This is a genomic window from Paenibacillus qinlingensis (genome assembly GCF_013204845.1).
Taxonomy (GTDB): domain Bacteria; phylum Bacillota; class Bacilli; order Paenibacillales; family NBRC-103111; genus Paenibacillus_E; species Paenibacillus_E qinlingensis.
In genome coordinates this window covers 14,815-29,189 of record NZ_JABMKY010000040.1, presented here as the reverse complement: position 1 = coordinate 29,189, position 14,375 = coordinate 14,815, and the positions used below count along the sequence as shown (strand labels likewise).

General features: G+C 46.6%; 7 protein-coding genes. All 7 read right to left on the bottom strand.

What is annotated here, in order from left to right:
- Positions 1-336: 336 nt before the first annotated feature.
- Complete coding sequence (locus HQN88_RS36280) at positions 337-3,975, bottom strand: hypothetical protein (RefSeq protein ID WP_173121345.1); 3,639 nt, start codon at positions 3,973-3,975, stop codon at positions 337-339.
- 101 nt (positions 3,976-4,076) lie between these two features.
- Positions 4,077-6,347, bottom strand: coding sequence for a glycoside hydrolase family 30 protein (locus HQN88_RS36275; protein ID WP_173121343.1), 2,271 nt, complete (start codon positions 6,345-6,347; stop codon positions 4,077-4,079).
- A gap of 53 nt (positions 6,348-6,400) precedes the next feature.
- Positions 6,401-8,119 (bottom strand): type 2 periplasmic-binding domain-containing protein, encoded by a 1,719-nt coding sequence (locus HQN88_RS36270; protein ID WP_173121341.1) that lies wholly within the window; start codon positions 8,117-8,119, stop codon positions 6,401-6,403.
- Positions 8,120-8,182: 63 nt separating this feature from the next.
- The gene (locus HQN88_RS36265) at positions 8,183-9,052 is read right to left on the bottom strand and encodes a carbohydrate ABC transporter permease (protein ID WP_173121339.1); all 870 of its coding nucleotides are present in this window, start codon (positions 9,050-9,052) and stop codon (positions 8,183-8,185) included.
- A gap of 20 nt (positions 9,053-9,072) precedes the next feature.
- Positions 9,073-10,032: an ABC transporter permease gene (locus HQN88_RS36260; protein WP_173121337.1), complete on the bottom strand. Its 960-nt coding sequence runs from the start codon at positions 10,030-10,032 to the stop codon at positions 9,073-9,075.
- 302 nt (positions 10,033-10,334) lie between these two features.
- Positions 10,335-11,831 (bottom strand): response regulator transcription factor, encoded by a 1,497-nt coding sequence (locus HQN88_RS36255; RefSeq protein ID WP_173121335.1) that lies wholly within the window; start codon positions 11,829-11,831, stop codon positions 10,335-10,337.
- Complete coding sequence (locus HQN88_RS36250) at positions 11,828-13,612, bottom strand: cache domain-containing sensor histidine kinase (RefSeq protein ID WP_173121332.1); 1,785 nt, start codon at positions 13,610-13,612, stop codon at positions 11,828-11,830. Before HQN88_RS36250 ends, HQN88_RS36255 begins: the two co-directional genes overlap by 4 nt.
- Positions 13,613-14,375 lie beyond the last annotated feature (763 nt).

Here is a 14,375-nt window from a genome sequence, read left to right as displayed (position 1 = left end):
GCGTTGGAATTATGGTGAGTGCCCAGGCTGGGTAGCTTGTGGGGATTAACTGGATTTCCTACATCTATTTCTAAGAAAAATTTGTAATTAGGAAGTATAACTGGATATTCTACATTTAATTTGGCTCGAAATGTCCCGTATGGCGAAATTGGCCTGAAATAACGGGAGGAAATCCAGTTATTTTGCGAAATGCCTAGATTTCGCTTGAATTAGCTGCAGAAACTCCAGTTAGTTGCTTGGCGAAGATGCCCTGTGGCTAGTGCCGATGCTTGTGTTTGTACTAGTGCTATCTGACGAACGGAAAGAGAGCCAAGATTTACTCTTGGCTCTCTTCTTTTATTGCAAAGTGATCTTTACATTGTCGAGCCACAAGTTCACACTCGCATTGTCTGCTGTCTTGAACAAAGCACGATCAATTCCGGTAAAGCTGCCATTGGTGAAAGCTTGATTCATCAGCTTCGGTACGCCATCCAGATAGGCATCGAAATTCTTATCATCGACATCAATGACGAAGCGGACGGTATACCATGTATTCGCCGCTATAGCTCCTAATAGGATTTCGTTGCCAGCTGTATCTTTAAATGCAAGGCCGCCTGCCGTAGTGGAATCATAGATTTCAATGGCGCTGTCTAATCCGTTAGCAACGAAAAACCTGGTCCATTTGCCTACTGCATCTTGTTTAAATTTATATTCCACGGTAACCGAACCCGCATTTGTGCGCGTAAAATCACGTGTTGCTTCCACATGATCCGTGGATAAGGTATCGGTGCACTTGAAGCTGCTGTCACCACTTCCTGGTTGCGAGGTATCTACGGCACATGTTTGCGATGTATCTGCGCCTTCTACCGTCCAGTCCAATACCTGTATATTTCTAGTACCCGCTGTGGTACGCGGCTCCCCTGCTAAGGTTCCATTTGGATAACCAGTAAACGTATCTTTGATAACCATTTGGCTTGTGCCTCCTGGCGCTGTAATACTCACATTATCTAGATAAGCTGTCGTAGTCGCCGTATTGGAACTAGCGGTTTGGACACGCATGCGATCGAATTGCGACACTGTGTTTGTGAAGACAGGGGCTGTTGTCGGGGACTTTTTGACCCCGTCGATCCATACCTCGAAGGTCTGTGTTGCTGTGTTCGCAACGACCTTAATGGCGTAGTTGGTGCCAGGTGTCAGATTCATCAGCGTTACCTTGCTGCCATCCGGTTTCGCATAGGCAAAGCCAAATACATCAGTGTCATAAAGCTCAATGCCGTTCGTGCTGTTATTACTCAATAACAAACGATTCCAACTCCCCGTCGAGGTCGTCCGTTTATACTCAAATTCCCATGTTACGGTGCCGCTGGCTGGCGAAATTTTGCGCTCTAGAGAGGCTTTGTTCGTCTGAATGGTGTCGTTCAAGCGCAGCTTTTGCGCTGCTCCATCCAATTCAACTGTCGCGGTAACACCTGAATCCGCTGTGATCGCCCAGAATGGAGGCAACTGGCCTGGACTAACGGTACCAAACGTATCGTTGATGAATTGGTACTCCATTTTGGAAATGGTATTCGTTCCGCCAATAATCTCTACCGCATCAATTCGCACAAAATCATCCATTGAGCCTGTGCTATGCATACCTTTGGGAACTATCTTTAATGTATGGTTTCCTGCTGTCAGTCCGGATACGGTATATATTGCACGGCGATCTTCTTTCTCTGGTGCATATAGATCGATTGTCTCAGAAGGCGTCGCACTACCATCCAAGTATACATCCGCTTGACCGCCATCAATATCACGAGTGCCGATAAGGATCGCTGTTGTCCCGTTGAAACTAAATTGCAGTTTATCGTTTGCTGTCCTCGAACCTACCTGTGATCGATAGTAATTCTCATAATCTGCAGAGACATATTCCCAGGCACCGACAAAGGTCAAGTTCGGATCTTCATTATCATAGCGTTTCACATCAACCTGAGTAGTAGAATCAAGCTTACGAATTGACAAATTATCAAAGCGTGCGGTGTTATAACCGCTGCCGAGCTGGATCTGACCACTCGGAAAGTCTGTATCTGTCACGCTGGCTAACTGAGTCATAGAGCTGGGATTCGATACGGGATTGATATGGGCTTTGATGTTCGTACCGTTAAAGCGAAGCTTCAGGGTGTACCATGTGTTCACAGCAAATCCGCTGTAGGTGCCAGAAGCAAGCAGACGAGTCCCTGCTCTTAGCTGCCAAGCTCCACCGTCATGCATCTGTAGTTGATAGCCGTCGGCTGGAACGTCGGTACCTTCCGCAGCAACCGTTTTGCGATTATGATTTACACGCCCCCCAATCATCACGTACCCCGTTGAGCTCGTCAGCTTCACATCGTATTGCACCTCATAATTACGCCAATCCAGGCTGCCCATAATCGAATACGGCTCAGGTGTCGAGCGATACTTCCAATCAAGCGGTTTGTTTGCTGACGTAATTACTTGCGCTAACGCTTTCCCGCTTCCTTCGTTTGCGATTTCAAAAGCCCCTCCTTGATCGGAGAAATAGAGAGGCTCTTTGCCAACGCTATAGCTATCGAAATTGTCGGTGTAATCTGTTGTTAACGAGAATGCCTCTGATGCGGGGTTCGCATTAGCTGCTGTTCCTTTTTGCTGACCGGTGGTCGTTGTAAAGGTATAGATAGAGAACGGATCAATGGTAACGGTAAAAGATCCACCAGAAGGCGTGATGTTGCTTTGTTGAATAAACTGAGTACTCTCCGTTGTTTTCCAAGGTCGGATGGTTCCCGTAGAAAGACCTCCCGACAGGTTGAATGTGTAGTCTTTAGCTACAGCACTTGTATTCAGCACGATGAGACTCCAGTTGCTGCTCGACGGATCTTTCAACATCATGTAGCCGCCACGATCATCCACATGGTTGCCACTGTCAATGTACTTCCAACCAATCCCAGAGAATTGGGTAAAATGAGCAATCGTCCACAACCCCGGCAAGACATCATAGTGTCCAGTCCAAGGTGTGTTCGCTACCAGCATACTTTTATAAGTAAAAGGGGTACTCGTATAAGCACTTTCGACTCCTGGGTGCATCTCATACTTCGTTAATTTGCCGACGGCATTCATTCTCATAATTCGATTGGCTACATCCAACGGACCTGTGACAAAATCTCTGCGCGAAGGCGCCAAATCTTCACCATCCCATAGCTTCAGCCCTGTGCTAATCGCATTCGAAGTGCTCGTTTGATTATAGTGGATGTTCATCGCTTCCAGCGAATTCCTCAGTGCTGTATCGGTTACCGCTTTATCTGCGATAAACCAGCCCACGTTGCTGTCCGCCGCCACAAGACCGACATTGCTATATCCGTCTTGATTCAAGTTCGGCCGAAGGGTATTCACCACAAAGTTGCGGCTAGCACCGGTTGTGCTCCAATCGGACGCTTTGGTATTTTCATTTTTATCAGCAGCCAAATAGTCAAAGCTTAATCCGTAGCTAGCTTGCGCTCCGTCCAGAAATTTCTTGTAGTAGGTGTACAAGTCGTTATCATTCGCAATCCAAGCAGGCGTACCCCATCGCAGTGCCTCCAGCTCAATCAAGGGATTCAAGGCTTTGGCTTGCTGTGCAGCCCATAAGTTCGTTCCCCGTGTAATATCAAAATCGGTACTTGATCTCATATGGCTAGGCTCCGTACCTGACGATGAATTGACATCGCTGCCAATTTCCACTTTGACATGCTGTAAGGAGGCACCGAACTTTGGCTTGAACAACATTTTCATAATATCATCCCGTTGATTAGCCGGATAATCCATCAACAGCTTCGTCATGCCGTTACTAAAAACGGCGCCAACGCCTTCATATGTGCTGCCTACATTCGTACCATTGATGTTGACAACGGTTGGCGCTGCTGCAGCTGAAACGGGAAGCAAAGTCATTCCCCCGATACTGGATGCCAGCAGGGATAGGGCAAGTGCGGCGTTAGCGCTGCTCTTCCTTGATTTGAACTTAAACATGAACTCATCTCCCTTATCGTTATGGATGTATGAAAGCACGAAAAAACGTGACACAAACATCAAGCTCAATGCTTATGCCACGTTGTACGTTAACTCCTCCTTTACGTAAGCAACTGTCCTGCAACAACCTCCACCGCATTCAGGTACACACTCGTATCTGCGGATTCAGGGTGCTTCATCCCTTTGACAACTAATTTAATTTCCGTCTCTGCATCTGGATCTAGGCCATTCACGCTGTATAACGATTTGCGGAATCCAGTTTGCGGTCTGTACGTATCAACCGTACCTTGATAAGTGCCATTCAGATAAATATCAAAGAATCCACCGTCGGCACATGTCTTTCCAACAATGCTTGCGGCTTCTCCCTTGAATCTGAATGACATCTCTGCTCCAGCAACTCCTGATTTAGCCAACGTTCGTGCATACACATTCCAATCACCATCGGCTCTACCCCAATCACCTGAGTAGTGCAGTGCTGCATTGGTATTGAGGTAGCGGATGCAATCCACTGGTGCGGATTCCGTGATAGGCTCGACCCGCAGGCTACGGAACGCATGTCGATGGTAACTGCTCAATAGTGCCGCATGACCACTCGAAATCTCGCTATCGATATGTTCAAACAATTGCTCACCGTTCCAATAGGCTTTAATGGTTTTGCCTTCAAACGCCAGCTCCAAGGCGTACCATGCCTCGGGATTTAAAGCGGTCGTATCTCCCTGCAAAAGGGGGTATTTCCCTTTCATCAGCTCATACCTCCCCGTGTGTCGCATGCGCAGCCAATAGCCTTCCGGCGGCTCATTGCTTTTGGATGTATAGCTAATGCGGCCGCCTAATCCGATATAGCCTGAATGCTGTTCCAGCTGGACCTCTACCGACAACCGATAGTTGGTCCATTCCAGGCTGCCGAAGAGCGTATAGGGTTCCGGTGTTCGGCGATACGTCCAGTCGATCGGGATTTGCTCTTCCCTCACTTGCTGACGAAGAATTAGACCACCGTCATCAGAATTCAGCTCAAGTTCAAAAGCGCCGCCTTGATCGGACAAATACTTCGGATTCCCACTGGGACGACCGTCCGTGAAGTCATCACGATACGGAAGTGGAAATGTCGTTTCCGCTGTTATGCTTAGCTCTTCATCGCCTTTGCGCTGCCCTGTTGTCGTTGTAATTGTATAGATGGCAAATGGCTCGGCTGTGAATCGATACGGGCCATCCGACTCCAGATGTGTAGCAGCCAGTTGAAAGTGAGAATGTTCGGTTGTCTTCCAGATATACAGCTTCCGATCGGTATTTCCCGTATCGAATTGGTAACGGCATGACGCTGGTCCATTGTTAAGCACAACGATGGAGATATCCTTCGTGTTGGGATCGGTAAGTGTCACATAGCCGCCCGTCTCCGATTGTCCACATGCGTCATCGAGATAGATCCAACCAGGCTGCATGAACTGCGTAAAATGGGCAATTACCCAGAAACCAGGATCAATCCGGTAATGCCCAGACCAAGGCCAAGTGGCAACTAAGATGCCTTTGTAGTTAAATGGTGTGTTCTCGTACTCGGCTTCAAGCAAAGGATGCAGCTCGTACTTCACCATTTTGCCATCGACATACATGTCGATAATGCGCTTGCCGATATGCAGCGCACCTCGGCTAAAGCTGTGGCGGAATGGCGCGAGGTCCTCGCTCAGCCATAGCGATCTCCCGCTGACCTTGGCCGTCTCCGTGCTGTCCTGGCGATAATGCACGCCATAGGCGTGCACCGCCTCGAACAGCTCCGGATCCTCGGCCGCATGGTCGGCGATATCCCAGCCATGGTCGCTGTCGTCAGCGACCAACTTGATGTGGCCGAAGCCTTCCCGCTTGAGGCCAGGGACTAGCGTGTTTACGGTCCAATCGCGACTGAAAGCGCCCTCATTGATATCCGGACCGAGGAAGTCGAATTCAAGTCCGTATTCGTCCTTGGCTCCGCGCAAGAAATTCAAATAATACGCCAGTTTATCCTCGTCGTTCTGAATCCAAAGCGGCGTCCCCCAGCGAAGCGCGTCGAGCAGCAGCGCCGGGTTGATCTCCTTAGCAAGCTTTGCAATGGGTAGTCCATAACCTCGTGTAATGTCAAAATCCGCTCGACTCCGCATATGCGACGGCTCGGTACCCGCCGAAGTGTTCACATCGGAGCCCAGCTCCACCTTCAAATGCTGCAAGCTAACCCCATACATCGGCTTGAATAATAAATCCATGATTTCATTGCGTTGCTGCTCGGGATAATCCATAAGCAGCTTCGACATCCCATTGCTTGTAATGCCGCCGATGCCTTCAAACGTACGACCTGGCTTCGCATCGGCACATGTAATCTTACTCACAATCTTCTGATCTTCCATCCTGGTACCCCTTTACTGGGTAGATCGCTTTGATGCGTCTGCCCTCCTAAGGATTATTTTTTAATTTCGCTCATGATTTGTTTGTACTTCTGATCCTGCTGCTTCGCGATTTCATACATGTCTTTCGCAAGAAAAGCATTATCCTTCTGAGTTGCGTACCAGTTGGCCATCCACTCTTCGACTTTCTTGCCGTCTGCTTTTTCCCAAATTGCGATGGCTTCCTTCATGGCATCATCTGTGGAGTATTTATCGCCTTCCACGATGGATTTGGCCCAAACCGTCCCATTGCCAGCACCAACCATACTATTCACTTGTTTGTCTGTGTTCGTCACAATCGTTGCGAGGTCTTTCGGCAGCTGCGGCATATGCTCCGAGTGCGTCAATTCTGCGTAAGGCAGATCGAACGTTAGGTACGTGTCACGCAGCAATTGGTAGTAATCCTGCACTCGCGGGTCACTCTTATACTGAACCGCTGCCGTGGAACATTTATTAAAGCGCAAGCCTGTATTCGTTAGCATTTTCATGTAAACCGTGATATCACTAACTTCTTTCTTAAATTTGTCGGCATCGATAATTTGTGCACAACCATCAACTGTTTTCGTATGAACGCCTTCCGTCCCATTATCGAGAACATCAGCCGTGGAATCCTTTGCCATGAAATCAATATATTTCATTACAGCGTCCGCATTTTTCGTTGAAGCCGCAACAGCACCTGTCATTTGCACTGGATTTTCCAACGAAGGCGTAAAGCGTCCGAATGGACTTGTTGGGAACGGCATCAGCGTCATCGTTGCAGTAGGTACGTTCTTTTGAAGCGGATCTAGAAACTGTGACACGATATCCTGCGGTGTATTAAAATTCGGTGAAATGATACCAACTTTTCCTGTGATAAAGTCTTGTTTGGCCTTCGCCATATTTTTATCATTGAAAAAGTCCTTATCTACAATGCCTTCACTGTACAGCTTTTTCTTAAAATCTGTCGCAACCTTAATGTTTTCCCAGCTATAGATAAGCTTGCCGTCTTTGACAACCCAAGGCTTAATTGCATAGAACATTTGGTTGATCGTGTATTCCATTGAGCCAGCCAACGCGATACCAAACGTATCCTTTTTACCATTCCCGTCTGGATCCTGTTCAGCAAAAGCCTTCGCAACCTTATATAAATCGTCCGTTGTTTTCGGCATGTCGAGACCGAGCTTCTTCAACCAGTCTGTACGGATAATGACACCACGCAGCGGATTGACCCATTGAATATGCCCGACTTCGTACAGCTTACCGTCTGGCTTGGTGCCGGCTTTACGGAGCAGCGGATTCTGCTCAAGCAGCTTCTTGTAATCTGTGGAGCTCTTGGCAATCAAATCATCGAGAGGCAGCAGCTGTTTTTGCTCGTACAAGGGGTTTCTGATCGTTGGATCGAACACCATTAAGAGGTCGGGTGCAGAACCAGAGGCGAACATGACATTCGTTTTTTCTTTAATCTGGGCAAAAGAAACCGCTGTGAATTTCACATTCTCAGGCCCTTTCTCGTTGATCCACTTGGTCCAGCGATTAGACTCGTTCGTTCCTTCTTCTTGGGAGACACGCCCCGTGTCATAAGCGGTTACGGTAATGTCCTTGCGAACCTCCGGCGCTTTGGTCGGTACGGATGACACCGATGACGATGCAGCCGGTGATGCTGTAGAAGCTGTTTCATCATCTTTGGAGCAGCCGATCACGGTAAGAGCCAAAACGGCGGTTGACGCTAAAGCAAGCTTCACTTTCATATTTCTCATGTATACATACCCCTTTCATATATAAAACGCTTGGTAAGCATGGTGAATCCAGCATGAATGAGACTAGCCTTTTACAGCACCGAGCATAACGCCCTTCACGAAATACTTTTGCAGGAACGGGTAGATCACGATCATGGGCAGCATCATAATCATGACACTAGCCGCCTTCAAAGATTCTGGCACAACTTCGACTTGGACGCCTGTTAACACGATCTCCTGCAGAAGCTGTTGGTTTTGAATCATATTTTGCACAAGGACCGCCAAATTATATTTCGCGGATTCATTGATATAGAGCATCACATTGAAAAATGAGTTCCAATAGCTTACCGCATAAAATAGCGTGATCGTCGCCAGCACGGGCTTAGATAATGGCAAAATAATTTGCAGCAACTGACGCCATTGTCCGCATCCGTCCATTTTACCCGCTTCTTCCAGTTCATCAGGTATGTTCTCGAAGTATGTCTTCATGACGAGCATATTGTACGTATTTACGAGAGCGGGAATCCATAGTGCCCAGTAACTATTCACAAGTCCAAATGTTTTCACAATGAGATAAGTAGGAATCATCCCCCCGGTAAACATCATGGTAAAAATCAAAGCCAAGGTCACATAGCGTCTGCCGGGAAATAATTTACGTGACAATGGGTAAGCGGTGAGTATCGTAACCAGCATGCTTAACGCGACACCAACAACGGTGATCACAACACTATTTCTAAAGGCGGATAGCATCCGTGTCCCTTCAATCATTGACGTAAAGGCATCTGTATTCCATCCAACCGGCCAGAACGTTACCCTGCCTGACAGAATGTCCTGCGTATGACTGAGCGATAATGAGGCAATATGCAGCAAAGGCAGCAAGCACGTCAAGGCGATTAACGCCAGTAAACCATAATTAAGTCCGAAAAAGAGGCGGTCTCCGAAGGACGTTCTCATGTTCTCATGTCACCTCCACTTTAAAATAAACCATGGCCAAATTTACGCGCCAATGCATTGGCAGAATAGACAAGTACAAAGCCTACAACGGATTCGAAAAACCCCATTGCTGCCGTCAAGCTGAACTGCCCACCTTGAAGGCCCACGCGATACATATAGGTCGAGATAACCTCGGAGACACTGGCGTTTAATGAATTTTGCAACACATACACATGATCAAAGCCAATCTCCATTACCTTACCTAATTGTAAAATGAGTAGAAGGACGATCGTTGTGCTAATCCCCGGAATCGTCACATGACGAATCTGCTGCCATTTGTTCGCTCCATCGATGTTAGCCGATTCATACAGAGAGGGATCAATGGCCGTCAATGCAGCCAAGTAGATGATGGCGTTAAAACCCATTTCCTTCCATACTCCTGAGGAGATAAAAACAGCGATCCAACTCTTCGTGTTGTATAAGAATGCGAATGGTTCACCGCCCGAAAGCTTGATCCAGTTGTTCACGGTGCCTGATTCAATTGACAGGATCGAAATAATTAACCCCCCCACAATGACCCATGAGAAAAAGTGAGGCATATACAGAATGGTCTGCACGATCCGTTTGAACCACATCCGACGTGCTTCATTCAACATAATCGCAAGCGCGATCGGAATGGGAAACCCACAAATAATCGTTAAACCGCTCAATACAAGTGTGTTGCGGATGATGTCCACTGTCTGGTCTTGTTTAAATAATGTTTCAAAGTTGTTCATCCCGACCCAAGGACTGTGAAGAATACCATCCGTGAAATTGTAGTCTTTGAAGGCAATGACAAGCCCTCCCATCGGCAAATATTTAAACAGCACATAGAACAATATGCCGGGAATCAACATGAGAATAAGGGGGAAGCTTTCCTTCCAGCGAAGCCTTGATCTGGCTTTCACTTTACGCAGTTGATTCGGTATAACTGTGGTATGTACCTCCGAATTTGGGTTCATTGTATCTCTCTCCTTTCTACTACTTATTATAGAAGGAAAATTTCAAACCTACCTTGAATCTGATAAGCAATACCTCGAAAATTATACGAAGATCATATGAAATACGTCTGTTGGGTCTTAGTATGACAATCGGGATGGACAAGCATCTCGCCGCTCTGGCAGTTTTGATGGAGTTTGTAGAGTTGGTGAGAATTGCGATTCACAAATTTGTATTAACTGGAGAAAATCCATCTATTCAACTTCTTATATTTAAAGAAAGGCACGCAGCTTTATTCGCTACATGCCTTTGACTGCAATTTGAACTAGCCCATCTTCCGAAATTCACTCGGCGAGCAATGCACCCAAGTACGGAAAACCGTAGTGAAATAGTTCGGATCCTCGTAGCCGACCGATTCGGCGATTTCGGATATTTTCATATTCGTATTGCTTAATAGAATTTTCGCCTTCTCCAAACGGAACTTCGTTAAGTAGTTGGTGTAGCTTTCGCCTGTTTCTTTTTTGAAAAGGTTGCTAAAGTAGCTCACACTGAGATGCACGTGCTGGGCGACATCATGAATGGAGCAAGCTCCCTCGTAATTTCGCTCCATATACGCAATAGCTTTATCCAGTAAATTGACATTTTTCCCGGCAAGCCACGAATTTAACTGCCACATAAAGGCTTGTATCTGTTTGGATAGCCACTCCGCGACTTCGGTGGATAATCGAATTGGCTGGAGCGCCTCAATCCACTCCCCAAGTCCTTTCTCCTCGGCGTCTTCTCCTTCTAAAGCCCGCTTACTTGCTGCTGCAAGTGCCAAAGCCGTGCTGAGTCCCTCGATTTTGGCATCGTTCACATTCATCTCGGTCACTTGCCGGAGATGAATCTCCAAATATTCACGCAGCTGCTCTGTTTTTCCCTGTACGATGAATGACATAACTTCGGTTTGTATGCTTTTGCTCCGAGCGGCATGATCAGGGATCTGCAGCTCTGCTTTACCGTTCCCCTCATAGGAAGCGAAATGTCCATATAAGGAGTTCATGCTCTCATAGGCTTCTGACCGGAGTGTTAAACCAAGCAGGCTTTGCGCAGTCGCCACCAGTCCAAGCTCGAAGGAGGCGAGTGAGTAAGTTTTATCAGTCAGCACAGCGAACACATCGTGCTTCGCATTCGTAATATTGCCAGATAACTGCGAGATGGCGAACCATTCCTTCATCATGTTCAGCAAAGCAAATTGCAGCAGTCTCGCATCTTCGCGCCGATAGCTTTTGGATGACGGCGTGTAGGTCTCAACTGTAAATACCAATAGTTGTCTGCCCTCACAGGTTGTCTGCAAACGTGCCACTGCATCTTCGTCCATCGGAAGACCCAAAAGCCACGACTGAATGTGATGTTCAAGTAGACGATTCCGTTCCAATTGACTGCGTTCTTCCTGCTCTTGGCGATCCGCATACAAACGATAAGCTTTCTCCAGCGGGTGCGCTAATTCTTGTGCTGAGATGGGCTTCAACAGGAAGTCTATCGCCCCATAGCGAAGCGCTGCCTGCGCAAATTCAAAATCCTTATGCGCCGTTAGCACCATCACATCAATCGAGCGGTTCAACTCGGAGATGTGTCTGCAAAGCTCAACACCGTCCATTTCGGGCATGCGAATATCCGTAATAACTAGATCCGGCTCAAGCTCTTCAATAAGGGATAAGGCTTGAACACCGTTCTCAGCCTCCCCGATGACGGTCCATCCAGCGTGGCTTGCTTCTATCATTTTAGACAAGCCCCTGCGTATGAGATGCTCATCGTCTACAAGTAACAGTTTCCCTTTCATCGCTGCCGACTTCCTTCCATCTGGGTTTGAACGGGGAGTATTAGTTTCATCGTCGTGCCCGCATTAGGTTCACTGTGGATAACTAATCCATACGGAGAACCATACATAAGACTGACACGTCTGATCACGGTTTTCAGACCAATTCCACCAGTGGTACTGGTTGGCTCCTCAAGCCTGCGATGTTGCAACTGCATGATTGTATCCACCTGCTCCTGTGTCATGCCTCGACCATTATCACTAATTTCGATACATAATAAGGATTGCTCCATGTACACCTTAATGCGCAGAATGCAAATTTTGGACATTTGGGCAAAAGCGTGCACGAAAGCGTTCTCCACCAGGGGCTGCAAAATGAGCCGGATTACTGGAAGCTGCTCCGCTTCCTCGTCTACTTGAATAAACGTCTCGAGTCTGCCGCCAATCCGTACACTTTGAATATTGATATATTTCGTGATGTGCTCGATCTCGTCTTTTACAGTCGTATGCGCATTTGGGTTTTGCAGCGCATAGCGCAGCAGCCCAGACAAGGAAAGCACCAACTGAGCTGCTTGTTCGTCATTCTCACCTAGGTAAAGCTTCATATGAATTGTATCCAATGTGTTATAGAGGAAATGAGGATTTAATTGCGCTTGCAGCGCGGTGAGCTCGGCTTCCCGCTCATTTAACTTACGTTCATACACTTCCTCTACGAGTGACTCAATATTCGCTGCCATCTCATTGAAACTATGGCCTAGAAAAGCGAGCTCATCCTGAGTGGAGATGCGAATGCGCGTATCGAAGCGGCCACTGCGGAGCTTTTTCATTCCGGTAACTAACGTGTAAAGTGGTTTGAGCAATCTTTTTCCAGTGAAGAAAATAAGTAAAGAAGCTAGCAGAATACTGACGAGACCCGAGTAGAGGGCGATTTGGAAAATAACCTGACTCTTCTCATTAATGGATTTCAGTGACAAGGTGCTGATGAGTGTCATCCCGGAGTCTCTCGTCTTATTGCGGCTAACGAGGATCGACTCCCCATTCGACTTCACAATTTGAGAGTCTGATACGTGCAACAGATCTTCCAGCTTAAATGCGCTATTTGGCTTAGCATTCGTATAGACGACCTTGTCGTTGCTGTCGAGTAGGATCACCTGCGCGTTTTCGCCTTTCGCTAATTCATCAAGAATGGATCCAAAGATCGATTGATCGTAAAATAAAATCAGGTTGCCGTAGAGTTCCTGCTTCTTGTTCTTCATATAGCGTGCCGCAGAGATCACATTGCGATAGCCGGAGCTTTCGATGCTCGATATTTTCAGAGGCTGCCACACCAGCTCACCATTAGATCCCTCTAAGGAGCGAAGGACCGCTGCGTAGTTGGCATCACTGAGGGGGATGACCGTACCTGCATTATTTTCAAAAAAGTAGCCGGAGCCCTTCGTATTGTACACATACATGCTGGAAAGCTTGGGTTCATCAATCGAGATCTGATTCAGCAGCTTCGTCAGCTCGTCCTGATCAAGCAAGCGGTTGTAGAAAGTATCATCAGCACGCTCTGCTGAGCGCCTGAGAATATCTTCAATATAAGGATGGAACACGATATAATTGGTTGCTTTATATAGATTCTGAATTTGCGTCTCGACACGTGCGGTTGCCTGCTCATTGGCCTTAGCGAACTGCTTGCTGATTTCCGTCGTAAAAAGCTTGAGATAAACGGTATAGGTGGCATATCCAGAAATGAGGAAGATGACCAAAATCAAAACGGATAACGAAGCAATGAGTTTAAACGATAGCTTCTTCTTGAACATTCCTGCACCCCCGTACACGTATTATAGCTTACAGGAGGTTCAGATGCCTCGAAAATCATATCATTTCTCTCGAAAATTATAGAGAAAAACCGCTGGTACTTTTACCCAGCGGTTACCAAAGAATGACACGTTACTCTTTATACTTTACGCCAAAGCGTTGCATACTTCTTACGGTATTTCAGATCCTCTTCCGTAGCTAGTTCATACCCAATTAACTGTAAAAAATACAATTAATTTACCGTTTTTTAGATGAAAATTGAAAATAGATGGAAATTATGTAGTTAATTCGTTCCATTATTCCAGATTTGATGAATACGACTGAAATTACCTACATGTTTTACAGTTAAAATTGAAAAAGCGCCGATATGGTCAATTTTAACTGGAGGTTTTCCATTTATTCTGAATTCCAAGGAAAAGAAAGTGCCAATTTAGGTGGAAGATAGTTGAGGGGGAGCCTGTAGTGGAGGATGATTGGTGATGGAGGATGATAGAGAATAATGGATAATGATGGAAGATGATGGCATGGGTGAGAGTAGCTAGTTCATACAGGTTGAAAAGTTTTCGGGAAATTAGCCAGCCCGAAGCAAAACTTATCTACTTGGGGCTGGGCTATTAGGGTAACCTTCTTGTAAATCTTTTTGCTACTTAACATTAATTCCATCTCCTTTTCCTTACGCTTCGTTATCTAGCTGATAACTAACCATTCTTTCGAAGTACAATGTCCACTCTCCCTTCGTAATTAAGCGCTTACACAATAAAAAGA

Coding starts and splice junctions, on each gene's coding strand:
- HQN88_RS36275 (WP_173121343.1), bottom strand. CDS start 6,347: ATGGAAGATCAGAAGATTGTGAGTAAGATTACATGTGCCGATGCGAAG.
- HQN88_RS36255 (WP_173121335.1), bottom strand. CDS start 11,831: ATGAAAGGGAAACTGTTACTTGTAGACGATGAGCATCTCATACGCAGG.
- HQN88_RS36250 (WP_173121332.1), bottom strand. CDS start 13,612: ATGTTCAAGAAGAAGCTATCGTTTAAACTCATTGCTTCGTTATCCGTT.
- HQN88_RS36270 (WP_173121341.1), bottom strand. CDS start 8,119: ATGAGAAATATGAAAGTGAAGCTTGCTTTAGCGTCAACCGCCGTTTTG.
- HQN88_RS36280 (WP_173121345.1), bottom strand. CDS start 3,975: ATGTTTAAGTTCAAATCAAGGAAGAGCAGCGCTAACGCCGCACTTGCC.
- HQN88_RS36260 (WP_173121337.1), bottom strand. CDS start 10,032: ATGAACCCAAATTCGGAGGTACATACCACAGTTATACCGAATCAACTG.
- HQN88_RS36265 (WP_173121339.1), bottom strand. CDS start 9,052: ATGAGAACGTCCTTCGGAGACCGCCTCTTTTTCGGACTTAATTATGGT.